The sequence below is a fragment of the Rhizobium sp. N122 genome (assembly GCF_002211295.1).
Lineage (GTDB): Bacteria > Pseudomonadota > Alphaproteobacteria > Rhizobiales > Rhizobiaceae > Rhizobium.
Genome location: NZ_LOKU01000001.1, coordinates 105,858 through 130,252 on the forward strand (window position 1 = coordinate 105,858; position 24,395 = coordinate 130,252).

Annotated in this window: 23 protein-coding genes; 3 read left to right on the plus strand and 20 right to left on the minus strand. The window is 62.0% G+C overall.

All coding sequences use genetic code 11. The features are described from left to right. Positions 1-35: 35 nt before the first annotated feature. The gene (locus ATY75_RS35420) at positions 36-1,574 is read right to left on the minus strand and encodes an amino acid ABC transporter permease/ATP-binding protein (RefSeq protein WP_088936235.1); all 1,539 of its coding nucleotides are present in this window, start codon (positions 1,572-1,574) and stop codon (positions 36-38) included. A gap of 63 nt (positions 1,575-1,637) precedes the next feature. Further along, positions 1,638-2,465, minus strand: a complete 828-nt coding sequence (locus tag ATY75_RS00505; RefSeq protein ID WP_088936015.1) for an ABC transporter substrate-binding protein — start codon at positions 2,463-2,465, stop codon at positions 1,638-1,640. Positions 2,466-2,647: 182 nt separating this feature from the next. Here ATY75_RS00505 and ATY75_RS00510 point away from each other — a divergent pair, with 182 nt between their 5' ends. After that, entirely contained in the window at positions 2,648-3,718 is a 1,071-nt protein-coding gene (locus ATY75_RS00510; RefSeq protein WP_088936016.1) for a LacI family DNA-binding transcriptional regulator, read from the plus strand. A 24-nt stretch (positions 3,719-3,742) separates the two neighbouring features. Here ATY75_RS00510 and ATY75_RS00515 read toward each other — a convergent pair whose 3' ends face one another. The 11 genes from ATY75_RS00515 to araD all read right to left on the minus strand — a co-directional run bounded on the left by ATY75_RS00515 (position 3,743) and on the right by araD (position 14,091). Then, positions 3,743-4,006: a hypothetical protein gene (locus tag ATY75_RS00515; protein WP_088936236.1), complete on the minus strand. Its 264-nt coding sequence runs from the start codon at positions 4,004-4,006 to the stop codon at positions 3,743-3,745. Between the two features lie 95 nt (positions 4,007-4,101). Next, positions 4,102-4,332 carry a hypothetical protein gene (locus tag ATY75_RS00520; RefSeq protein WP_064844260.1) on the minus strand — a complete coding sequence of 77 codons (231 nt, stop codon included), beginning with the start codon at positions 4,330-4,332 and terminating at the stop codon, positions 4,102-4,104. Positions 4,333-4,648: 316 nt separating this feature from the next. Beyond that, positions 4,649-4,897 carry a hypothetical protein gene (locus tag ATY75_RS00525; RefSeq protein ID WP_088936017.1) on the minus strand — a complete coding sequence of 83 codons (249 nt, stop codon included), beginning with the start codon at positions 4,895-4,897 and terminating at the stop codon, positions 4,649-4,651. A gap of 67 nt (positions 4,898-4,964) precedes the next feature. Then, positions 4,965-5,369: a hypothetical protein gene (locus ATY75_RS00530; RefSeq protein WP_088936018.1), complete on the minus strand. Its 405-nt coding sequence runs from the start codon at positions 5,367-5,369 to the stop codon at positions 4,965-4,967. 37 nt (positions 5,370-5,406) lie between these two features. Next, on the minus strand, positions 5,407-5,697 hold the full coding sequence (locus ATY75_RS00535; RefSeq protein ID WP_088936019.1) for a hypothetical protein: 291 nt from the start codon (positions 5,695-5,697) through the stop codon (positions 5,407-5,409). 145 nt (positions 5,698-5,842) lie between these two features. Beyond that, complete coding sequence (locus ATY75_RS00540; protein ID WP_190241292.1) at positions 5,843-6,913, minus strand: Ldh family oxidoreductase; 1,071 nt, start codon at positions 6,911-6,913, stop codon at positions 5,843-5,845. Between the two features lie 69 nt (positions 6,914-6,982). Next, a complete protein-coding gene (locus tag ATY75_RS00545; RefSeq protein WP_088936021.1) occupies positions 6,983-8,503 on the minus strand; it encodes an ABC transporter substrate-binding protein in 1,521 nt (506 codons plus the stop codon). A 338-nt stretch (positions 8,504-8,841) separates the two neighbouring features. After that, positions 8,842-10,359: an aldehyde dehydrogenase (NADP(+)) gene (locus tag ATY75_RS00550; RefSeq protein ID WP_088936022.1), complete on the minus strand. Its 1,518-nt coding sequence runs from the start codon at positions 10,357-10,359 to the stop codon at positions 8,842-8,844. 62 nt (positions 10,360-10,421) lie between these two features. Continuing rightward, positions 10,422-11,132 carry a ribonuclease activity regulator RraA gene (locus tag ATY75_RS00555; protein WP_088936023.1) on the minus strand — a complete coding sequence of 237 codons (711 nt, stop codon included), beginning with the start codon at positions 11,130-11,132 and terminating at the stop codon, positions 10,422-10,424. Between the two features lie 22 nt (positions 11,133-11,154). Next, positions 11,155-12,345 (minus strand): mandelate racemase/muconate lactonizing enzyme family protein, encoded by a 1,191-nt coding sequence (locus ATY75_RS00560; protein ID WP_088936237.1) that lies wholly within the window; start codon positions 12,343-12,345, stop codon positions 11,155-11,157. Between the two features lie 9 nt (positions 12,346-12,354). After that, on the minus strand, positions 12,355-14,091 hold the full coding sequence (gene araD / locus ATY75_RS00565; protein WP_088936024.1) for an L-arabinonate dehydratase: 1,737 nt from the start codon (positions 14,089-14,091) through the stop codon (positions 12,355-12,357). A 144-nt stretch (positions 14,092-14,235) separates the two neighbouring features. Here araD and ATY75_RS00570 point away from each other — a divergent pair, with 144 nt between their 5' ends. After that, a complete protein-coding gene (locus ATY75_RS00570) occupies positions 14,236-14,955 on the plus strand; it encodes a GntR family transcriptional regulator (protein ID WP_064844279.1) in 720 nt (239 codons plus the stop codon). Between the two features lie 29 nt (positions 14,956-14,984). Here the strand turns inward: ATY75_RS00570 and ATY75_RS00575 are convergent, their stop codons facing one another. The 5 genes from ATY75_RS00575 to ATY75_RS00595 form a co-directional block, all read right to left on the minus strand. Beyond that, positions 14,985-15,932 carry a 2-hydroxyacid dehydrogenase gene (locus tag ATY75_RS00575; protein ID WP_088936025.1) on the minus strand — a complete coding sequence of 316 codons (948 nt, stop codon included), beginning with the start codon at positions 15,930-15,932 and terminating at the stop codon, positions 14,985-14,987. Further along, complete coding sequence (locus ATY75_RS00580) at positions 15,929-17,563, minus strand: ABC transporter ATP-binding protein (protein WP_088936026.1); 1,635 nt, start codon at positions 17,561-17,563, stop codon at positions 15,929-15,931. Before ATY75_RS00580 ends, ATY75_RS00575 begins: the two co-directional genes overlap by 4 nt. Beyond that, positions 17,556-18,497, minus strand: a complete 942-nt coding sequence (locus ATY75_RS00585; RefSeq protein ID WP_172599290.1) for an ABC transporter permease — start codon at positions 18,495-18,497, stop codon at positions 17,556-17,558. Before ATY75_RS00585 ends, ATY75_RS00580 begins: the two co-directional genes overlap by 8 nt. A gap of 3 nt (positions 18,498-18,500) precedes the next feature. Further along, a complete protein-coding gene (locus ATY75_RS00590; protein WP_088936028.1) occupies positions 18,501-19,415 on the minus strand; it encodes an ABC transporter permease in 915 nt (304 codons plus the stop codon). A 162-nt stretch (positions 19,416-19,577) separates the two neighbouring features. Next, positions 19,578-20,453 (minus strand): DMT family transporter, encoded by an 876-nt coding sequence (locus ATY75_RS00595; protein WP_088936029.1) that lies wholly within the window; start codon positions 20,451-20,453, stop codon positions 19,578-19,580. A 488-nt stretch (positions 20,454-20,941) separates the two neighbouring features. Between ATY75_RS00595 and ATY75_RS00600 the strand changes: the two genes are divergently transcribed. Beyond that, positions 20,942-22,129, plus strand: coding sequence for a hypothetical protein (locus ATY75_RS00600; protein WP_088936030.1), 1,188 nt, complete (start codon positions 20,942-20,944; stop codon positions 22,127-22,129). A gap of 123 nt (positions 22,130-22,252) precedes the next feature. On the opposite strand, the gene ATY75_RS34460 is transcribed toward ATY75_RS00600, so the two are convergent. After that, the gene (locus ATY75_RS34460) at positions 22,253-22,414 is read right to left on the minus strand and encodes a hypothetical protein (protein WP_172599291.1); all 162 of its coding nucleotides are present in this window, start codon (positions 22,412-22,414) and stop codon (positions 22,253-22,255) included. Positions 22,415-22,493: 79 nt separating this feature from the next. After that, positions 22,494-24,392, minus strand: a complete 1,899-nt coding sequence (malQ, locus tag ATY75_RS00605) for a 4-alpha-glucanotransferase (protein ID WP_190241297.1) — start codon at positions 24,390-24,392, stop codon at positions 22,494-22,496. Between the last annotated feature and the right edge of the window lie 3 nt (positions 24,393-24,395).

Below are 24,395 nucleotides of genomic sequence, written 5' to 3' on the forward strand. Positions count from 1 at the left end.
CGTCAGAACCGGCGGCGCATGCCTCACGTCAGGGGCTAGAGAACCTCCGCAAGGAAGCGCTTCAGCCGCTCGCTTTTGGGATTGTCGAAGATCTGCTGCGGACAGCCGGCCTCGACGATGCGGCCCTCATCCATGAAGACCACCTGATCGGCCACCTTCCGCGCAAATCCCATTTCATGCGTCACGACGGCCATGGTCATGCCCTGGCGGCCGAGGGCCGCCATCAGGTCGAGAACACCCTTGACCAATTCGGGATCGAGCGCACTCGTCACCTCATCGAACAGGATCAACTCCGGATCCATGGCGAGAGCACGCGCGATGGCGACGCGCTGCTGCTGCCCGCCCGATAGCCCTGCCGGGCGATGATCCCTGCGCTCGGCAAGGCCGACCTCGGCCAACCGCGCCTCGGCGATGCGGCGCGCCTCCTGCCGCGGCATCTTCTTGATCTTCGTCAGGGAAAGCATGACGTTCTCAAGCGCTGTGTGATCGGGAAACAGGTTGAAGTGCTGGAACACCATCCCCACCCGCCGGCGCAACCGTTCCGGTTTCATGCCCAGAATGCTGTCGCCATCGAGCAGGATGTCGCCGCCTTTCGGTTCCACCAGCCTATTCATGCAGCGCAGCAGCGTCGATTTTCCCGAGCCGGAGGGGCCGATGATGCAGGTGACGGTCCCGGCGGCGATGTCGAGATCGACACCCTTCAGCACGTCGAGGTCGCCATAGGCCATGCTCAGATCCCGGATGTTCAGGGCGCCGCCCTTGAAGCGCGGTTCCGTTTCCTCGGCGGATTTGGCCGCGGGCGGTGGACCGGCAGCGGCCTGCAACTCGCTGACCTCAACCAGACCGCTCGCCACACCCGCGCCTCGGCCTTGTTTTCCCAGCCGCAGTCTCGCATCGATGTAGTTGACCAGATGGGTGAGCGGCACGGTGATGACGAGATAGAAGAGGCCCGCCAGCAACAAGGGTGACAGATTGCCGGTGACGACGGCCTGATCCTGTCCGACGCGAAAGATCTCCCGCTCGGAGGCCAGCAATCCGAGGAAATAGACGAGGCTGGAATCCTTGACGTTTCCGATGAACTGGTTGACCAGCGCCGGCAGGACGCGCCGGATGCCTTGGGGGATGACGATCAGGCGCATGCCCTGCCCGTAGCTCATGCTGAGCGCCCGGCAGGCTTCCATCTGGCCGCGCTCGACGCTTTGGATGCCCGACCGGAAAATCTCGCCAATATAGGCCCCGGCGATCAGGCTGAGCGCCAGGATGCCGAGCGGGAATGGCGACGGACCGAAGATCTCCCGTCCGATCCGGGCAAAACCCTGACCGATGATCAGGATCGTGACGATCGCCGGCAGCCCGCGGAAGATATCGGTGTAGATCCGCGCCGGCAGCCGCAGCCAGCGAGACTGCGAGATGCCCATTACGGCGAGAGCCATACCAATGACGACGCCGAGCACGGTCGAGGCGGCGGCCAGGATCAGCGTATTCTTCAGGCCGACGCTGATCATGCTTGGCAGCACTTCCGCCATGGCCTCCCAATCCAGGAAGCTGCGGCGCAGATTTTCAAGCCAGTTCATCGAGATCCCCATCGAGGCCCTGCCGGGCATGACGCCGTCCGCCGCAGCGGACGGCTGGCGGGCTTACTTCTTGGGAAGATACTGGTCCGGCATCGGCGAGCCCGGGAACCATTTCTCGTAGAGGGTCTTCCAGGTGCCATCCTGCATCGCGTCGTGAAGGGCGCCGTTCAGCGCCGTGCGGAAGGCGTCATTTCCCTTGCGGATCACGAAACCCGCCGGCGCATCGAAGGACGGGATGTTGACCGCAACCTTCAGAGCGGGATAGCGCTCGCCATATTGTTTGGCAGCCTCGTAGTCGAGAAAATGCGCATCGACCGTGCCGTTGTTGAGGGCGGCGACGGCCGAATTGTTGTCGGGGAATTTGACCAGATCGGTCTCACCGAAATTCTTGGCCGCATAGACTTCCTGCAAGGTTCCCTGCACGACGCCGAGGCGCTTGCCCTTGAGACCGTCGGCATCCTTGATGCCGGCATCCGGGGTCAGGACCGAGAGGTAACCGGCAAGATAGCCGTCGGAAAAGTCGACGGTCTTCTTGCGAGCTTCGGTGGTCCCGATCGCCGCAACGGCAACATCGAACCGTTCGTTTGCCACCGACGGCAGCAGTGCCGAAAATTCCTGGCCCGTAAACGTCACCTTGTCTTTGGGAAAGCCGAGGCGGGAGACAACGTTGAGAAACAGCTCGATATCGAAACCGGTGAACTGGCCATCCGCCGTCGCAAACGTGTAGGGCTTGGAATCGCCCATCGTGCCGACGCTGATCACCCCGGCCTCTATGAGCTTATAGGGATTGTCGGCAGCAACCGCAGCGCCTGCCCCCATCGCAAGAAGGCACGTCAGAATGCCGGCGCGCAATGGCGCAAGGGTGGCCGCAAATGATTGAAAAGGCTTCATCGTCGTTCTCCGCTCTGAAAGGAATGCTCTTGTCGGCATATCGTTTCGCCCCCGCCCCACCGCGCATCAACGGCAGAGATTGTGGACTGGATACCGGTCTCCGCTATAAAGAGACCGGTCTCATGACATATTTGATATCGGTCAATTGACCGGTCGTCAACAACTCTTGTAGTGCTCGATTCATGGAAGATTCCGCTCACCCGAAACGGTCCGTCACGGTCGCCGACGTCGCCAAGGCCGCCAAGGTCTCGAAGGCGACGGCCGCGCGCGTGCTCGGCGGCTATGGCGTGGTCAGCGACACGATCAAGCATCAGGTGATGGCGGCGGCGGCAGCACTCGAATACCGCCCGAACGAGCTCGCCCGAAGCATGAGCACCGGACGATCCGGCATCATCGGCGTCGTTGTCGGCGATATCGAGAACGCTTTCTTCAGCCTGGCGGTACGCGGCATCAGCGATGCGGCCCGCCTTGCGGGCTTCAACGTCATCATCGCCAATTCGGGCGAACATCTCGATGCGGAAAGATCGGCTGTCGACCTGCTGATCGGCAAGCGCGTGGATGGCCTGATCGTCACGCCGGCCCGCTGCGACCGCCTCGATCACCTGCAGCACGTCCGGCGCGCCGGCGTGCCGCTGGTGCTGTTCGACCGGGCTATCCCGGAACTCGATGTCGACGCCGTGACCGGCGACGACCGGGAGGCGGCCCTCAGCGCGACCCGATATATGATCGGCCAAGGACATCGCCGCCTCGCCTATGTCTCCGCCATGGACGCCGACAAAGACGGGCTTACCGATATCGCACTTATCTCGAATTCCGCCGTGCGCGAACGCGTCGAAGGCTTCGTCTTCGCCCTGACCGAGGCGGGTTTGTCGAACCCTCTCCATTCCGTCAGGCTCGGCGCCACGGACCAGCATCAGACGGATGCGGTGATCAAACGCCTGCTCTCGGAGATATCGCCGCCAACGGCGCTGTTGGCATCCGACAGCCTGGTCGGCTTGCGCATTTTCAAGTCGCTGCAATCGCTCGGCCTGTCGATCCCACAGGATGTCTCGATGATTTCCTTTCTGGACGCCGACTGGACCAGCGTCACCGTCCCACCGATCACCATCGTCGACCAGCGCGTCTACGACCTGGGCAAACTCGCCGGCGAACGGCTCGTCGCCCGCATCGAACGCACCCCTCTCGCCGTGGAACGTCTACGCGTCGCCACCAGCCTCGTCGTGCGCGGCTCCGTTGCGATGATCGGCCGGTGAGATCCTGTCTAAGGCCGACATGCTCTAATCATAAAGCTCGCCATGACCGATCTGCTCTTGCCGAGCAGAAGTATCGCTGATGATGGGGTCGTCGGCCGGATCGGGATCTTTCTTATTGGCATCGCTTAGAAACTGCGCGGCTTCGAGCAGCGCCGCGGTGATCTCTTCGGTTGCCCATCCGGCTTCATTGGCGGCCGCAATCACATCTTGCAACGCGTCGCGCGCGGCATCGGTCGCCTCTTTGAAGCGTTGCACAGGCGCTTCGGTTTTCGGCGGTGGAAAGGTCATCGTCATTCCCTCCGTTAGGTCTGGCTATTGGAGAAAAACGCAGCCCGCGGGAAATGGATGCACGATTATCCCGATTTCGGTGACGATCTTCAGCCTCAGATGACCGTCTGAAGCAGAAACGGAGAGCGCTCCAGCGGACGCTGCGCAAGGATCCTCAACATCGCCGGGCCTTGTATGCCGGTCGTCGTCGTAGAGCGGCCGTCGTGATAGACCACCGTCATGACGCGGCTGAGGCTGTCGTACCTGATCTGCGCGATCGTGCGTGTGTGGACCGGAAAGATGAATTCATGGGGCTGAGACTTTCGCCTGGAGCGCTTCGAGGTCATCGTGATGCTCCGTCAACATAGTGGCAGCACTCACCCCGCCGTTCCCAGCTCAGGATACGCGTGATAGTCGACAACACATCCCTCATCGAGTGCCTCCAATGCGCTCAGAAATCGACCAACCGACCGAACGGGTCGGTTCCGGCAATCGAACCGGCGACCTCCAGGTCGGAGACTTGGCCTCACACTACAGATGCCGATCAAGCATATATTGTTTCCACGGTCGCGTGACATCGGCGTGACATGCAGATCACGGCTCGAAAACCTGCCCGGAACGGGCTTGGCGAAGTGTCCGTTCTCGCGGACAACCGCCAGCCCATCAATGCAATGTTCTCTGTATCCCATGGGCGCAGGCGGCCTGCGGCCAGCATTCGACGCTGCGCGCGAGCGACCGAATGGCTTCATCCACGACGAAAACCGCATCCCCGAGCCGTTCGATCTCGTAATGGAGTTCGGAGAACTCGACTTCATCGAGCCCCTCACCGTCGAGCAGCCGCCTGCTGGCCTCGATCAGACGCTCCGTGCGCTCGACAATATCAAGAGCACTTCGTATGATGATGTCGAGCATGCAGTTGCCCTCGCTTGAATAACCAAGTTTCGGGCATAATCGGAATGCTGACAATCCCGAAATCTTGTCAGATGCGCGCGCGGATCGTGTCGTAGAAATCCCTGACCTCGCGCAGCGCCGATTGATGGCGGCGCGGTAGAGAGGCCCGGCGGCCGCCGAAGGCGAAGGCAGCCGCGACGACGGCAACGAGAAGAAGCGTCGAGGCCGGATAGAGCTTCACGACCGCTTCCGTCCGACGCATCGCTTTCCCGGCACCGCCCTTTACCGATCGGACGCCATCGAGGATCTGCTGCTGCAGCGAGTCGATTTGCTGTCGCAGCGCGCTCAACTCCTCACGCAAGTCCTGATCAGCCTGTCGGGGAACGCCGACGGAGGCCGTGTTGATATCGATGACGGCTTTCGGCACAGGCTCGCCGATCTTGGCTCCCTTGGTGTCGAGGGTGGCCGTCTCATTGCTCTTGCGTCGCGGCATGATCAATTCTCCTTCCCAAACCCCAAATCACCCTGTTTTAGTCGTCATCGAGCGAGAAGACCGGTCGATAGTGGCGCTCCGCAATCAGCAAGCTGCGATCAGGTCGGATAATGTAAATTTCCTCGACCTGGCGTCCCCATTGATCGGTAAAGCTGTGCGGGAAAGAAGACCCTATGGGCGATTTCGTCAACTTCGTGCGAGGCTGACCATTATAGGTGATGCTGCCGGGAATAGGGGCCAGTCCAGCCGACGTGTAATATCCTTCGCCGGTCGTGCAGCCCGTCAGAATAACAGCAAAGACCAGCCCAAATCCCGTGCTCCGCTTCATAGCACCTCCAGCCGTTCCGTTCCTTGGACTTCACTCGCCCCATCACTCGCCAATGTAACAGGAGACGGCAGACATTGTTCCAGAATCAGCTGGAGACGTCGGAATAACTGCCCCTTAGCGGGGCGTGGTCCGTACAAAGTCAGCCCTACCCCCTCAGGCCGACGACGTCAGGAATCGGCAAACCCAGCATCTCGGCGTGTTTGCAGAGCTTCCCCCAAGGCACCTCGCCGACCGGCACGCCTTCCTCCAACGCCGAGCGGCGCTTTCGGGCTGCGCTGTCGCCCGGCATGCGGACAGGGCCGTTGTTCCAGGGCGCAGAAGGGTTGCTGCGGCATGCGGAGGCGAGAAAATCTGCCTGCGCGGTAAAGGCATCCAGCCCGGCGAAAAAGGCGGGGTCGATGACCTGAAGAAAGGCGCTTTGCGAAAACACACCGGGCGGGGCGTTCGCCCGTCCCTTGCCGGAAAGCCCCTGCCCCAGCAACTCGACGATCAGCCCGAGCCCAAAGCCCTTATGTCCCTTCAGCCGGCCACCGAGCGGCATCATCGTCCCGCCGCGCTCGGTCACCTCGCGTGGATCATCGGTCGGCTCGCCTGCGGCGGTGAAAGCCCAGGCCTCGGGGAATTTTTCGCCAGCCTTCGCCAAGTTTTGGGTCATCGTCGTGGTGGTGATAGAAGCCGAGACGTCGATCAGGATCGGATCTCCGGATGTCGGGAAGCCGGCCGCCATCGGGTTCGGCGTCAGAAGCGGTTTGGTGCCGCCATAGGGCGCGACGCGGCTTGCCGCGGGATGCGACACCGACAGTTGCACGATCAGCCCCTGCTCGGTAACCTGCCGCATGAAGGCGGACAGAGCGCAGGTATGATGGCAGTTTCGGATTGCCGCGGTGACGACGCCATGATCGCGAACACGTTCGCAGGCCTGATCGATCGCCTTGGTCAAGAGCCATGCGCCGGGCAAGGATTTGCCGTCCCAGACAAAGGCCGCGCCGCGGTCATTAACCACCTCATAGCTGCCGGACTTCGCCAGCGAACCATCTTCCAATGCTTCGACATACCAGTCCAGAAGGCTGACGCCATGCGTTTCATGGCCGATCATGTCGCCTTCCACCAGAACGGCGGCCGTTATTTCGGCCTTGTCGGCCTCCATCCCGGCGCCGGTCAATATCTGCTCGGCGAATTGGGTCAGGGCAATGCGGTCAATCAGCGGCATAGGCATCCATCCGTCATGTCATGGAAGGCGCGGGCCATTCAGGAAAGGGGCCCGCGCTTCAATCGGCAAACCAGCTTACTTGAAGCGGATCTGCGACAGCTGCAGTTCGGAATTCGTCGCGATCGTCGGCTTGAAGTCGAGACGCGGCGAAACGCGGGTGAAGCCGACCATATGAAACATCGGGATATCGGCGATGATGTCGGTGTTCACCTTGGCGAAAAGCTCCTTCCAAAGTTTCGTGCGCTCGTCGCCGGTGGCTGAGGTCGCCTTGGCGATGAGGGCGTCAACCGCGGGATCCCGAACCATGGAGTGAGAGCCGTCGGTCGCGTATTTCACGAAGGCGGTGAAGACGGGATCGCCGGTCGCATTGTCGTGCTGCGACTGGGTCAATGTCGGACCGGAATCGGCGACGAAGGGTGCAACGAAATAGCCGTTCCACACAGAAACGTCGTACATGTCGAGCTTGACGTTCAAACCGACGTCCTGAAGCATGGCCATCATCGCTTCCATCGCTTCGGTGGCGTTAGGATATTGCCCATTGCGACCGATGATGCGGATCTGTTGATCGACCGGGACGCCGTCGGCTTTCGCTGCCTTGACCAATTCCTTTGCTTTTTCGGGATCATAAGGCCAGGCGGGGATATCGGCATTGTAGCCGATCGTCGTGGGGACGACGAGCTGCGTGGCGATCTTCGCCTGTTCGGGAAACAGCGTTCCGAGCATGGCCTGACGATCGATAGCGAGGTTCATCGCTTCGCGTATGCGCCGGTCGTTGAGCGGCGCTGCGCGGGTATCGATGCGCAGCGATGTCGTCTCCGAATTCGGATAGGCGAAATCGGTTTCCTTGTTGGTGGCATCCTGCACCGATACGGCCGGAACGATATCGGCTTCGCCGGCATCGACCATGGCGGCTGCGACCGCACTGTCCGAGCGGAACAGATAGGTCGCCTGCTCCACTTGCGGCTTCTCCCCCCAATAGTCCGGATTGCGCTTCAGCACGATCGACTGGCCGATCTCCCATTTGTCGAAGGTATAGGGGCCGGTGCCGATCGGCTTGCGGGTGAATTCGTCTGCCGGTGTCGCCTCGGCCGATTCCACGGCCATCACCGTCATCAGCAGCGGAAGGATCGGCTGCGCCGGTTTTGTCGTAATGCGGATCGTGTTGGCATCCGGCGTCTCGAAGCTGAATTCCGTACCGCCGAAATATTTGCCGCCGGTTTCACAGCTGAGCTTCTTGTTCTTGTTGCGCTCGATCGTAAACTGGACATCTTTGGCGGTGAACGGCTTGCCATCGTGCCATTTGACATTCGGGCGCAGCTTGAACTCCCAGGTGTCGTCGTCGATCTTCGACCATTCCGTCGCCAGGCGGGGTTTGAGACCGCCATTGACGTAGTCGAATTCGACCAGCATCTCGTTGACGTTCTCGGAAATGACCCGGCCGACGTCCTGGCGCGCGGCCATGCAGGGCTCGACGACATCGACGGTTTCCGCGAGCACGACGGTGACGTTGCTCTTGGCATCGTCAGCGTGAACCGAGCCAGCGCTCAGCCCGATCATCGCGGTTGAAAAACAGGCAGCGACCAAATGCAGTTTCATTTCGTTCTCCTCCCATGCGCCGGCGGCGCTCTTTACGGCGAATCTTCGTCCTATCTCCGGTGATCCGGCCTTCGCCTCCTCTTTGCGAAAAGCCATCCTAATACACAAGCGCACTAATATACTAGTTAAGCGGAGCGATCAAGCGCAGCACCCGGAACACGGGCGCCAACGCTGTCCGAAACGCTCGATTTCTAGCCGGCCGAAGCAATCGATCCACGCATCGTCTCGACCTCACCGTCGGTAAGATCGGTCAGTGGCGGACCCTTTGGCTCGTGCCTCGAGCCGGCGAATGATCTCGCGACGTTCCGTCGCGGCGATCAATTGCTTCTTCCTCGGCTTCAGTTGCGCAGATCGAGGGGCAACAGGCCGGCGGGGAAATTCTGGTAGGCGACGGGGCGTAGAAACCGGCGGATCGACATGGTGCCGACGCTGGTCGCGCCGAAATTGGTCGAGGCCGGATAGGGGCCGCCATGCACCATGGAATCGACAACCTCGACGCCGGTCGGGAAGCCATTGACAAGCAACCTGCCCGCCTTCCTTTCGAGGATCGGCAGCAGGTCGCGGGCCAGGCCAAGATCGGCGTCTTCCATATGGATCGTCGCGGTCAGCTGTCCCTGGAAGCTTTCGGCAAGGGAGAGCATCTCTTCCGGCGAGCCGACGCGCACCACCAGACCGAGAGAACCGAACACCTCTTCGCTGAGCGAATGATCGGCAAGCCAGGCCGAGCCATTGGTCTCGAACAGATTCGGGGCGGCGTCCCGGCCAGCGCTCTTTACAGAAAGAACCGGCGCGACGGCATTGCTCGCCCGCATGCGCTCGACACCGTCGTGATAGGCGGCGGCGATGCCTTGGGTCAGCATCGTCTGCGGCGTCACCTTTTCAAGAGCCGCCTTGGCAGCGCCGGTAAACCTGTCCGCCTCCGGCCCATCGACGACGACGGCAATACCGGGTTTGGTGCAGAACTGGCCGGCGCCCAGCGTCAGCGAGCCGGCCCAGCCGGAACCGATCGCCTCAGCCCGGGCGGCGGTCGCGGCCGGCAGCAGGAACATCGGATTGACGCTGCCGAGCTCCCCGAAAAAGGGAATCGGTTCGGGGCGCTGGGCGCAAAGGTCAAAAAGCGCACGGCCGCCGACAAGCGACCCGGTAAAGCCGACCGCCTTGATGGCGGGATGGGTCACCAGAGCCGTGCCGACATCGCGGCGCCCGCCCTGGATCAGGCTGAAGACGCCAGCCGGCATTCCGGTGCGCTCGATCGCAGCTGCGACCGCCTCGGCAATAATCTCACCGGTGCCGGGATGGGCCGAATGTCCCTTGACCACGACAGGGCAGCCGGCGGCAAGCGCGGCTGCCGTGTCGCCGCCGGCCGTCGAAAATGCCAGCGGAAAATTCGAGGCGCCGAAAACGGCGACCGGGCCGATCGGCCGCTGCACCAGGCGGATTTCAGGCCGCGGCGCCGGCTGCCGATCGGGCTGCGCCGCATCGGTGCGAGCATCAAGATGCGCGCCTTTGCGGATATGCTCGGCAAACAGCTTGAGCTGTCCGGTGGTGCGACCGCGCTCACCATTCAGCCGGCCCTCCGGGAGCCCGGTTTCCTCGGTTCCGATCAGGGTGACGGCCGCGCCGCGCCTGTCGATCTCCTCGGCAATCGTCTCGAGGAAAACGGCGCGCTCCTCGCTTGTCTTCGCTGAAAAGGCCGCAAAAGCGGCTTCGGCCGCGCGGCAGGCGCGGTCGACCAGTTCCGTCGTACCGACAGCGAAGTCATGGGCCGGGCCATGCGCCGGCTCGGAGCGAAATGTCGAAGTCCCGGCAATCCACTCGCCGGCGATGAGATGCCTGCCTGAGGGTGTCCAGCTCATTGTTATCCTCCTCGGCGGAGCTTTGCTCCGTCCTGATGCGGTCGTTGTTCAAGATACCGGCTTTAGCGGCCGTTCACCTTTCGCCATTCGGCAAACAGCGTCAAATTGCTCTCATCGGTGGCCGGGTAGAGGCCAATGATCGTATGTCCCTGCTTGACGCGTTCGGTGACGAAGTCCTCGTAAGCGGTCATCTCCACCGCTTCGTCGGCTATCTCGTCGGCTATCTCGGCCGGGATGACGATCACGCTGTCGTCGTCGCCGACCATGATGTCGCCCGGGAAGACCGCCACGTCCCCGCAGCCGATCGGCACGTTGATGTCGATCGCTTCGTGCAGCGTGAGGTTGGTCGGGCTGGAGGGACGATGATGATAGGCGGGTAGATCAAGGCCGCCGATGGTCATGGCGTCGCGGAAGCCGCCGTCGGTCACGACGCCGGCACCGCCGCGCATCATCAGGCGGGTAATCAATATGTCGCCGGCCGACGCCGCCCGCGGGTCCTTGCGGCTGTCCATCACCAGAACATGGCCTTCGGGGCAGGTCTCGATGGCAAGCCGCTGCGGGTGTTTCGGGTTGCGAAACACGTTCATCGCATTGCGGTCCTCGCGCGCCGGCATGTAGCGCAGCGTGAAGGCCGGTCCCACCATATTGCGGCCTTTCGGCTGCACCGGCCGGACATCCTGGATCGTCTGATTTCTCAGGCCGCGCTTGAACAGCGCCGAGCAGAGCGTCGCGACCGAAACACCCATCAGCTTTTCACGGGTTGCGGGGTTCATATTTCCATCTCCTCGTTCGAATTCAGCCGCCGAAGCTGCGCGTTTCCACGGTCCAGTCGCGGGCTTTGCCCGTCAGGCTGCAGCCAAGCCCCGGACGGGCGGGCACGATCATCCGGCCATCCCTAATGTCGAGCTGTTCGTTGAACAGCGGCGCCAGCCAGTCGAAATGCTCTACCCACGGCTCGTGCGCATAGGCGGCCGCCAGGTGCAGATGGATTTCCATGGCGAAATGCGGCGCCAGCCGCATGCGTTTCGCCTCGGCTTGCGTGCAGATTCGCAGAAAGGGCGTAATGCCGCCGACCCGTGGTGCATCCGGCTGAATGAAGTCGACCGCATCGGCGCGGATCAGGGCCATATGTTCGTCGGCGCTGGCCAGCATCTCGCCGGTAGCGATCGGCGTGGCCAGTTCGCGCGCCAGTGCGGCATGGCCCTCGGCGTCATAGGCATCGAGCGGCTCTTCGATCCATTCGAGATTGAGCGGCTCGACCAGCCGGCCGAAGCGCAACGCCGTCGTGCGGTCCCATTGCTGGTTGGCATCGACCATCAGCGGCACACGGCCGTCGATATGGCTGGTCACGGCATCAAGCCGGCGAAGGTCGACCATCGGGTCCGGCTGCCCGACCTTGATCTTGACGCCGCCGATACCGGCGGCGATCGAGTGATCAATGGCATCGCGGATTTCCTCGACACTCGACGACAGGAAGCCGCCTGACGTGTTGTAGCAGGCGACGCTGTCGCGATGGGCGCCAAGCAGTTTCGCCAGCGGCAGGCCGGCCCGTTTTGCCTTCAGGTCCCAGAGGCAGATGTCGATGGCGGCAATGGCCTGCGTCGCAATGCCGGAACGGCCGACCGAGGCTCCGGCCCAGCAGAGCTTGTCCCATATGCGCGCGGTATCGCTGGGATCTTCGCCGATCAGGTTGTCGGCAATCTCGCAGGCATGGGCATAAAGAGCCGGTCCGCCTGCCCGCTTCGAATAACTGAAACCGAGACCGCTATGGCCCGCTTCGGAGACGATCTCGCAAAACAGAAACGCCACCTCCGTCAGCGGCTTCTGCCGGCCGGTCAAAACCTTGGCGTCGCTGATCGGCCGCGCCAACGGCAGATAGGTAAGCGACAGGGTGACCGAACGGATGGTGTCCAGCTTGGCCGGACCGGCCGCAAAGCCAGCCTTGGGCGGCTGCGCGGGGATCGTGCGTCGATTGGGATCAAACATCATGGTGCCTCAGTTGATGGCCGGTTCAGGCGTTTTGCCACCGAATTCCGTCGTCAGGAAGTCGAAGTCGCAGCCTTTGTCCGCCTGCTCGATATGCTTGGAGAACATGAAGCCGTAACCGCGCTCATAATGCCTTGTCGGCGCCACCCAGGCGGCACGCCGCGCGGCGATTTCCTCTTCGGAAACCAGCATATTGAGACTGCGTGCCGGAATGTCGAGCTCGACCATGTCCCCAGTTTTCAGCAAAGCCAGCGGCCCGCCAATGTAGGATTCCGGCGCGGCGTGCAGCACGCAGGCACCGAAACTGGTTCCGGACATGCGGGCATCCGAGATGCGCACCATGTCGCGCAGGCCGAGCTTCAACAGCGCCTTCGGCATCGGGATCATGCCCCATTCGGGCATGCCGGGTCCGCCCTGCGGGCCGGCATTGCGCAGCACCAGCACCGTATCGGGCGTCAGTGGATAATCGGGATCGTCGATGATCTTCTTCATCTCCGCATAGCTGTCGGCGACCAGCGCCGGGCCGCGATGGCGGTGGAATTTCGGGTCGCAGGCGGCCGGCTTGATGACAGCGCCGTCGGGACACAGGTTGCCCTTGAGCACTGCCAGCGAACCCTCGTGATAGACCGGGTTCGATAATGGCCGGATAACGTCGTCATTGTAGATCTTCACCTGGTCGAGGCCGTCCACCAAGGGTTTGCCGGTGACGGTGATCGCGGTTGGATTGAGCTTATCTCCAAGCTGCCGCATCAGCGCCCGCAAGCCGCCCGCATAAAAGAAATCCTCCATCAGGTAGGTCGAACCGGACGGCCGGATATTGGCAAGAACCGGCGTCGTGCGGCCGATGCGATCGAGGTCATCGAGCTCCAGCGGCACGCCCGCGCGCCGCGCCATGGCAATCAGGTGAATGATCGCATTGGTGGAGCAGCCGGTCGCCATGGCGACGGTGACGGCATTGTCGACGGCCGCCGGGGTGATGATTTGGTCGGGCGTCAGATCCTCCCACACCATATCGACGATGCGGCGGCCGCAGGCCGCCGACATGCGCTGGTGGTTGGCATCGGCCGCCGGAATCGAGGAAGCACCCGGCAGCGTCAATCCCATAGCCTCGGCGATCGCCGTCATCGTCGACGCCGTGCCCATGGTCATGCAATGGCCGTAACTGCGGGCAATTCCGCCTTCGATGCCCTGCCACTCCTCCTTGGTGATCGTGCCGGCACGCCGCTCGTCCCAATATTTGAAACCGTCGGTCCCGGAGCCGAGCGTCTTGCCGGCATAGTTGCCCCGGAGCATCGGCCCGGCCGGCAGATAAACAAAGGGAATGCCCATGCTGACCGCACCCATGACAAGGCCGGGTGTCGTCTTGTCGCAGCCGCCCATCAGAACGGCGCCGTCGACAGGATGGCTGCGCAACAGCTCCTCGGTCTCCATCGCCAGCATGTTGCGATAGAGCATGGTGGTCGGCTTGACGAAGTTTTCGGAAAGGGAAAGCGCAGGCAGTTCCATCGGAAACCCGCCCGCCTGAAGAATGCCCCGCTTGACCCATTCGGCGCGTTCGCGGAAATGCATGTGGCACGGCTGGGCATCGGACCAGGTGTTGATGACGGCAATGATCGGCTTTCCCTGCCAATCCTCCGGCGCATAGCCCATCTGCATGGTCCGCGACCGATGACCGAACGAGCGCTGATCATCCGGCAGCATCCATCGGGCCGACCGCAGTTGCTCGTAAGTTTTCCTAGCGGTCACGGCTTTCTCCCACCTTTTTGCGCGCTCATTTACGCGCCTTCCTTCAACTGATATTTTAGTTTCCCATATATATCAACGGCAACTTTGCATTCTTGTGCATTAGGGCGTGCAAAGCTATGAATGGAGTGAAAAGGATTGCCTCACATGAATTCCCAGTTCGCCTCCACATTCGGCCTGACTGCACCCGGTTTTCCAGCCGCGGCCGGCAGCACCGTCCAGCGCGTCTATGATGATCTCAGAAAGCGCATCATCACCATTCAGCTGCCGCCAGACACCACGCTGTCGCGCACCGAGCTTACCGAGACTTACGAAGTCAGTCAGACTCCCATTCGTGACGCATTGCAGCTCCTCAAACAGGAGGGCCTGGTGCGCATTTACCCGCAGTCCCGCACCGTGGTGACCAGGATCGACGTCCTGCAGATTTACGAGGCGCATTTCCTGCGCGTCGCGCTGGAATCGGAAGTCTGCCGCCGCCTCGCGACCGATCCGGATCCGGATCCAAGCGTCATCACGCGCGCCCGCTCGATCATCAAAATGCAGTCGGCCGTCGCCGACGACGTCGACCAGATTGCCATCTTCCAGGAACTCGACGAACTCTTTCACCAGACATTGTTCGCAGGCGCCAAACGCAGCAGCCTGCATCAACTGGTTCGCGAGCGGTCCGGCCATCTCGAGCGCATTCGCCGTCTGCATCTGCCCGAAAAGGGCAAGATCATGAGCATCCTCGACGGTCACCACGCCATCATCGACGCGATTGCCGCCCGCGACGAACAGGGTGCCGTCGATGCGATCCGCGAGCATCTCAGCCGCACCGTCGCAAAAGTCGAAGACCTGAGGAAGGAGTTCCCGGACTACTTCGTCTGAGCCTGCCACGCCGCCGCTTTCCCCCAGGGTCAATTGACCGGCGTCAGCAGCGGCCTGCCTGCGAAGAAGGCGGCAAGGTTGTCGACCGTCAATTGCGCCATCCTGTCGCGCGTTTCCTCGGTGCCGCTGGCGTGATGGGGATAGAGCACCACATTGTCGAGGGCTGCGAAGCGCGGATCGGGATTGGGTTCGCTCAGGTAGACATCGATGCCGGCCGAGGCGATCCGCCTCTCCTGCAGGGCCTTGATCAGGGCCGGTTCATCGACCACGCTGCCCCTGGCAATGTTGATGAAGCTGCCCGTCGGTCCGAGCGCGTTCAACACATCAGCCGAAATCAACCCTTCGGTCGAAGCCCCGCCCGGCGTCGCCACGATCAGGATATCGGCCCAGTCCGCCAGTTTTACCGGCTCGTCGAAATAGGCAAAATCATTGCCGGCTTTCTTCGTCCGCCCGGAGTAGCCGACCGTCAGCCCGACGGCTTCGCATCGCCTGGCAATCGCCATGCCTATGCGACCGAGGCCGACGATCCCGGCCCGCTTGCCCGACGTCGACGTCGTCAGCGGCATCATGCCGTTGCGCCCCCAGTCGCCGGAGCGCACATAGCGGTCGCCCTCCGGCAGGCGCCGGCGTGCCGCCAGCATCAGCAGCAGCGCCGTGTCGGCAACGTCGTCGCACAGCACCTCGGATGTATTGGTGAGCTTGATGCCGCGCCGCGTCATCGCCTCGATATCCATCTGGTCGTAGCCGGCCGAGGAACAGGCGGCGAGCTTCAGCGCCGGCAATTGCGCAAGCAGCGCTTCGTCGATCGTCACATGGCCGTTGCAGACCAGAGCCGTGCTGATCGGCCCGGCCCTGGCCAGAAGGGCATCGCGTTCCCCACCTTCTGCAAGGTCCAGCCGGTGCAGCGTATAGGTCTTCTCCAGTATTGCCATTTGACGGGGCCGGAGCGGATAGGCGACGATGACATCGGGCTTCATGCGGGAACGAGTCCTTCCTGTGCGAGGCGTGCGGCGCGGCGGGCGGCCTGGATTTCGGGATCGGGGTCGAGGCCGGCGGCAAGCAGCGCCCGGGTATAGGGGTGGGTGGGCGCGTCGAAGATCTGGGCCACCGGCCCCTCCTCGACAATTTCGCCGGCCTTCATGACGATGACGCGATCGGCGAAATCGCGAACCACCGGCAGGTCGTGCGCAATGAAAAGGTAGGACAGGCCGAATTCACGGCGCAGGCCGCCGAGCAAGGCAATCACCTGCGCCTGGATCGACACGTCGAGCGCCGAAACCGCCTCGTCGCAGATGATCAGTTTCGGCTCCATCGCCAGCGCGCGGGCAATGGCGATGCGCTGGCGCTGGCCGCCGGAGAATTGGTGCGGATAGCGGTCAGCCATATCCGGCTTCAGGCCGACCTTGACCAGCAATTCGGCCACCCTCTCCTTCCACCTCGCTTTCGGCAGGATCTCGGGATGAATGACCCAGGCCTCGGAAATCAGCCGGAACACGGTCATCCGGGGGTTGAGCGACTGCGTCGGGTCCTGAAAGACCATCTGCAAATCGCGACGCAGCCTGAATATGTCCCTCGGGCTCATCGCAAGCAGATCATTGCCGCGGTAGAGGACCTGGCCCTCCTGCGGATCATCGAGACGAACGATTGCCCGGGCAAGCGTCGACTTGCCGGAGCCACTCTCGCCGACGACCGCGACGGTTTCGCCAGGCATGATGACGAGGTCGACGCCTTTCAGGGCCCGGAAGGCGCCAAAACTCTTCTTCAAACCGATGGCGCGCAGCAGCGGCTCGCCCTGGCGGTTACGCTCCTGCGCCATCGCGCCCTTCCCGGGTGCGGCGGCAATCAGCTTCTTGGTATAGGCGTTCTGCGGGTTGCGATAGACTTCAGCTGCGTTGCCGGTTTCGACGACGCAGCCGGAATTCATCACCACCACCCGGTCGGCGATCTCCGCCACAACGCCGAGATCATGCGTGATCAGCAACAGGCCCATGCCGGTTTCCTGTTGCAACTCCTGCAGAAGTTCGAGCACCTGAGCCTGCACCGTAACATCAAGCGCGGTGGTCGGTTCATCGGCAATCAGGATGTCGGGCTTGCAGGCGATCGCCATGGCGATCATCAGGCGTTGCCGCTGTCCGCCGGAGAACTGGAACGGATATTTCCGCATCGCCGCCTGCGGATTGGTGATGCCCACCCGCTCCATGAGTTCGAGCGCCCTGGCACGGGCCTGCTCCGCGGACTGACCATGCGTGGTCATCATTTCGGTGATTTGCCAGCCGACCGTGTAGACCGGATTGAGATGCGCCAGCGGGTCCTGAAAGATCATGGCGATCCTGGCGCCGTTGATCGAACGCCGCTCCTCGGGCGTCATTGTCAGCATGTCGCGCCCATTTAGGAGAATGGTGCCGCCGGTGATCTTCCCGGGCGGCATATCGATCAGGTTCATGATCGCCGAGGCGGAGACCGACTTGCCCGAACCGCTTTCCCCGAGGATCGCCAGCGTCTCGCCGCGATCGAGATGCCAGCTGACATCCTGCACTGCCTTGACGGCGCCGCTGACGGTGTGGAACTCGACCGAGAGGTTACGCACTTCCAGAAGATGTTCAGCCATTTTTCTTGCCTCTCATTTCCCGGCCTCTCATTTCCAGGCGCCAGCGTTGCGTCGGATCGAGCGCGATGCGCAGCCAATTCGACAGGAGATTCAGCGACAGCGTCGTCAGAATGATTGCAAGGCCGGGCCAGAAGGAAAGCCACCAGGCATTGGTGAGATAAGGCCGCCCTTGGGCGACCATGAGACCCCAGGTGATCTCCGGCGCCTGAATGCCGATCCCCAGGAACGACAGCGAGGATTCCGCCAGCATGACGAAGGCGAAATCAAGCGTGGCGATGGTCACCAGCGTCGGAAAGATCACCGGCAGGATGTGATGGAAGACAATGCGCCGGTTCGATGCGCCCATGACCTTCGCCGCCTGCACGAACATCCGCTCGCGCACTTCAAGCACTTCGGCGCGGGCGGTGCGCAGATAGATCGGGATACGGGTGATCGCCAGGACGAGGACGATATTGGTGACCGAGGGTTCGAGCATATAGAGCACGATCACCGCCAGAAGCAGCGACGGAAAGGACATGATGACGTCGCCGAGGCGCATGATCCACTGAGCGGCGGAAGAGCGGCTGTAACCCGCCACCAGTCCAAGCGCCGTGCCGACGACAGAGGATGCAAGCACCGCCGCCGCCGCAACCAGGATGGTGTTTTGCGCCGCCACAACGACGCGGGCCAGAAGCGGCCTACCCAGCGCATCGGCGCCAAGGACGTAAAGCCATCCGCGGGTGATATCGAAGGGCGGCGCGTTTCGGCCCCGCAGGTTCTGCTTGGTGGCGATGCCCTCCAGCAGAAACGGGCCAAACAGCGCGCAGAGAAGAACGATCAAGAGGAACAGAGCAGCGAAGAAAGCCAGCTTGTCCGCCCACAACATGGTCAGCCAACGCCCGATCGGGCCGCTCGGTTTTTTCTCGATGAGGATTTGTGTGTCGGTCATCGCCATCGCTCAATACCGGATACGCGGATCGAGCAGCGCATAAGCGATGTCGATCAATAGGTTCATGATGAAGATCGCCAATGCCGAGACCATGATGACGGCCAGCACGACGGCGAAATCGCGAAGCAGGATGGAATCGATCATCAGCTTGCCGATCCCTGGAAAACCGAACACCGTCTCGACGACGACGGCGCCGTTCAAGATGGCGGCCGCCTGATCGCCGATGACGGTGATCACCGGCAGCATGGCGTTGCGCAGTCCGTGAACGAAGATGATCGAGTTCGAACGGACGCCCTTGGCGCGCGCCGTCTTCACGTAGGCGGAAGACAGAACGCTGATCATCGAGCCGCGCACCACCTGCAGGATCAGGCCGAAGGGCCGGATGAACAGCACGCTGACCGGCAGGACCCAATGCCAGAAGGTTCCCGTTCCCGACGTCGGCAGGACATGCAGTTTGACGGCGAAAATGACGATCGCCACGATGGCAAGCCAGAAGTCCGGGGCTGCAGCGCCGATCAACGAGAAGAAAGTGGCAAGACGATCGAAGACGCCGCCGACACGAAACGCCGCGAGCGAACCGATGACGATCGCAGCGACGGTGACCAGCGCCATGGTGATGACAGCCAGCCAGAAGGTCCAGACGAAGGCCTCCAGCACGACATCCATGGCAGGGCGAGCCTGCCGCAGGGACTGACCGAAATTGCCCTGGGCGAGATCTGCGACATAGCGGCCGAACTGGACGATCAGCGGGTCGTTGAACCCGTTCATCTCACGGAATTGCTGGCGTATTTCCGTTGTCGCGTCGATCGGTAGATAGAGGTCGGTTGGATCGCCTGTCAGCCGGGACAGGAAGAACACGATGACGATGAGCACCACGAGCGATACGCCGCTGGCGATCGCGCGTTTGCCGATGAAACTCTTCATGCCACTCCTCCCGAGTGAAACCCAAACGCCCCGAGGCAAAGCCATCCGGGCAGCCGGATCTTTGATTGTCCCGAAGTTCGCCCGTCATGCCCCTCCGCCTACAGGCGCCAACTGAAATATTAGTGTATCTAGAATTTTTGTGAACCCCTTTTCTCAAAATCGTCAGGTCTTATCGACCGGCGGCTTTCGTCGCCACGCCATACCGCCGGTGCCAATGATGGTCGCGCCAATGATGACTGCGGCGCCGACCCAGGTCTCGGCGGCCGGGATTTCCGAAAAAAACAGGAAGGCCATCAGCGCCACCACCGGCAGCCGGAGAAAGTCGAGCGGCGCCAGAACGCTTGCGGCCGCCATGCCGAAGGCGCGGGTGATCAGCGTCATGTTGAAGGCGCCGAGTGCCCCCTGCATGGCGAGCAGCCCGAGTTGGCTCCAGCTCGGCACCGACCAGACCGGCAGCATGACGATCAGCCCAAGCGGCACCGTCGTGATCAGGTTCCATGCAACCAGCCGGTCCGCGCTGTCCCTCAACGCCATCCGTCGCAGCATCAACTGGCTGGCCGCCGTCAAGACCGCTCCTGCCAGCGCAAAAAGCAGCCATTGATCGAAACCGGTCGCTCCGGGGCGAATGATGATCATGACGCCGGCAAAACCCGCGACAATGCCGGCGACGCTGAAGACCCCGACACGCTCCTTAAGCACAAGCCAGGCGCCGAGAACGAGAAACATCGGCATGGTGAAATTAATCGCCGTGGCATCGGCCAGCGGCGCGTGCGCAAAGGCGATGAACAAAGCAACCAATGAGGCGAGCTTCAGTGCCGCACGCACGGCATGCAGAAGCCGGTAGGGAGAGGCCTTCAGACCCACCCGCGCCACGATCCACGGCGAGACGACAAGAAGTCCGAAAAACGACCGGAAAAAGCCGATCATCAACGGGTGCACGTCGCCGGCCAGCAAGCGCACGATGATCGCGTCGAGACTGTTCAAAAAGGCGGCGGCCACCATCATGCAGACGGCGAGGCCTGTGCGACCGGGCTGCATCGCGCTTCTCCTGATTGAACGAATGCGAGCCACGCCATCGGCTTTTGAGAACGGCGAGCGCGCTGGCCAGAATCTGCCGCGACGGTCTTAACCCGATGGTCAATCATCGTCTATACTAAAATACAAATATATTAGTCGAATAGGAACAAAGCCGAGCCAGCTATTCGAATGTGACGCACAGCACTCCGGCGAGTTATTTCCCACCTGGGGCGGAGTTCGAGGGTTGCAAGAATCGAGGGAATACACTCTACGTCTGAGAATGAGCCGCCGCAAAACTACCTGTGCTAGAGAAAATGCCGCTGTCGATCCCCGATGGCAGCGCGGCCATGTTTCCTCGGCACAACCCTTCCGGCGGCGCGTGACCTCCTCACCCCCGAATTAGCCGATCAGTTGAAACCGCGATACCCGGCTTGCTCGCAGGCGCGGGAGCCTGCGGGACAGATCCGGAATTTCCCAACCCCGTCTACTTACTCCACAAGGATATTTCCATGAAGCCTATGCGCAATCTCCGCCTGATGATGGCAAGCACCGCCTTCCTGGCGCTCGCCGGCCCCTCCTTCGCCCTCGATGGCGCAGACATGATGAAGAAGCTCAATGCCGCCACGAGTGCCGGCGGCACGGTTATCACCTTCGAAAAGGCTGATGTCGATGGGGATACGGTAACGGCGACGGGCGTCCAGGTGGGATATGCGAACCTGCCCGGCGATACCTTGAAGATCGGCGAACTCACCTTCGAAGGTGTCGAGGAAACGGCAGGCGGCGGCTACTACGCCAAAACAGTCTCTTTCCCGGATATCGACATGAGCCAGGAGGAAGGACGCTTTTCCGCAAAGGACATCGAGATCGCCGGCCTGACGATTCCCGCCAATGTCACGGGCGACACGCTGGACGACATCCTCCTTTATGAAACGGTCAGCACCGGGCCGATCGCTGTCAACGTCAAGGGCAAGGACGTGTTCGCCATCGAGGGCATCGAGTCGAATCTCGCGCGCCAGGATGGCGGCTTTAGCTACGACGCCAATGTCGCCGGCCTGAAAGCCGACCTGTCGCAGGTCGAGGATGCGAGCGCGAAGGAAGCCATCGAGAAACTCGGGCTGGCGACGATCGACGGCACGGTGACGATGAAGGGCAGCTGGGAAGTCGAAAACGGCAAGATTGCCGTCGACGAATACGCGTTCGACTTCAAGAATATCGGCCGGCTGAATATCGCCGTCGACTTCTCCGGCTACACGCTCGCCTTCGTCAAGTCGCTGCAGGAAGCGGTGAAGACCGCCGAGGCCAATCCGAACAAGGAAGAGGCCAATCAGGCCGTCGGCCTTGCGATGCTGGGGATGATGCAGCAGCTGACGTTCAATAGTGCCTCCATCCGCTTCGACGACGCCTCGATCACCAAGAAGGCGCTCGACTATGCCGGCGCGCAGCAGGGCGTCACCGGCGACCAGTTGACGCAATCGCTGAAAGGTCTCGTGCCGATGATGATGGCGCAGCTCAACCTGCCGGAGCTGCAGAACCAGGTATCGGCCGCCGTCAATACCTATCTCGACGGGCCGAAAAGCCTGACGATCAGCGCCGCACCGGAAAAGCCGGTTCCGTTCCCAATGATCATCGGCGCGGCCATGGGCGCGCCGAACACCATTCCCTCGGTCCTCGGCGTCAAGGTCACGGCGAACGACTAAGCTGCTTTTGAGGGGCCGGAGGCAGGTTTTCAGCCTGCCTCTGGGAACGCCGGACAACATCAGAGGCCGACCAAAACTTGGCCACTTTCATTCCGGGGAAAGCACCGATTTCCGAGGAATGCTTTAAAGCTCGTCGCTGCGTCGCCTCACGGCGTGCTTCAGCGCGATCATATGTCTTCGCCGCTCCAGCAGATAATCGGCATAGCCGACGCCGATGAACAGTAATGTCGGGCCGGCGTAGATGAGGATCAGAGCCAATGCGATGAGGATGAATGCGCTCGTCATGGTCTTATTTTCCGTCGATATTAGTCCCGCCGCGTCTGAGGCGAGAAAGCGGACAGGGCTCATTTCGGCGCTCCTGTGCCTATTCCTTTAAAATTCGCCGGCTTCGAATTCGTTCCCTCTGCGATAGAATTCCGCCCCGCGGTCTTTCCTCCCGCATGGCCGCCGTCACGCTTTTAAGCAGCCGGTTCGACAGCAGATCCTCCAGCAAAACCGACAGCTTCGGCTTCCAGTTCGGATAACTGTCGCTGGTGCCAGGAATATTGGTCGGTCTTTTCTCGTCGGTAAGATCGGCAAGCCGCACGGCGGTCAGAAGCGATGGCGTCCGGGCAATGAAACGGTAGGCGCTGACGGTCAGATCTTGCAGCGCTTCTTGGCTTGCCCGCGCCGTCAGCCGGGCCGGCACGTCGAGGCCGGCGGCCTCGAAGACAGTTTTCAGAAATCTCCGCTCGCGCTTGCGGTGTTTGAGATGTTCTCCGGTCAGATTGGGCGGTACGATGCCGTGTTCACAGCGGTCCTGACTGTCGGCGCCGCGCCACCAGCCGGCAAGGGTCTGATGATCATGCGTGGAGATGCAGGCGAGCGCGAGGGTGGGATAGGCATCGGCAGGCTTGAATCCCCTCTTGTCCTGTTCGTAGGACAGGATCCGGTAGGAGAGAATGCCGGCAGCCGCCAGATCTTCCTGCAATCCCTCCGGGATCATTCCGAGAGATTCCCCGATAACCAGGCATCGATGTTCGGCGGAAAGCTCGGCGAGGATCTGCAGCAGCCGATCCTCAGGATACCGGACATAGGCGCCGCTGTCCGGTCTTGCACCCAACGGCACCAGGAAAAGGCGGCGGATCGCCGGGGCATGGTCGATGCGGATGGCGCCCGCGTAGCGCATGGCAGTACCGACCATGCGCCGGTACGGCGACATTTTCCCCGCGGCAATTTCGGACGGCAGGTATCCAGCAAGGTGCCAGTCCTGGCCGCCGACGGCGAATGGATCGGGAGGACAGCCGATCGTCGCCTTGGAGACATAGATATCAGGCTCGCTCCAGGTCGCCGAGCCATCGACCGCCTCCCCGACGGCAAGATCGAGATAGAGCCCGATCCTGAGGCCGGCCTTGCGCGCCCGCTCCGCCGCCTGCATCAGCTGTCGGTGGGCGAGCCATTGCAGCCACATATGGAAGCCAACATCGTCCGCGTGCTTGCGTTCAAAATCGCCGACAGCGGCACTGTCAAAACGCTGGAACTCGGCTGGCCACCGTTGCCAACCGGCGCCCGCCCCACGCTCGACCATGGAAAACGAGAGGCATTCAAACAGCGCATGCAGCCGAAGGCTGTCGCCGCCTAACCCGACAAAAGCGTCGAAATCGGCGGAGTCGTCGCTGACGCGGCGCCGTTGCCATTCCGACCAGAGATCTCGAAGGGCGCCAAGCTTGGTGCGTGCAACGCCGTTGTAATCGACGAGATCGGATTGGCGAAGGCGCTCCAATTCCCGTTCGAGTTCGGGATTGCCGGCAAATCCCGGCACCTGATCGACCGCGATATAGAGCGGGTTGAGATGCTGGCGGCTTGAGGGTTCATAGGGACTGCAGCGGTCGGGATCGGCGAGAAACGGCGCGTGAAGCGGATTGAGGCCGATGAAATCGGCTCCCAGCGACCCCGCCAGATCGGCCATATCGGCCAGGTCCTGGAAGTCTCCGATGCCCCAGTTGCGTGCCGACCGGATCTCGTAAAGCTGCAGGCTCACGCCCCAGACCCGTGTGCCGGACAGAAAATCCGGCAGAAACGACACCGGGATCTTCCCTGGCGCCGGCTTCGCTTTCCGCTGCGGCACGCCGGTCTCCTGATCCGCCGTCAATTCAATATTCAATGCCGAGAGTATCTTGCGCTTGGTCGCGGCCGAGATCACCACCTCCCGGTTCTCGGGGCTGGGTCTTGTCGGGCTGATGCCGTGGAGGCGGGCGAGCTTGTCGAGTTCAGCGGACTTCATCAT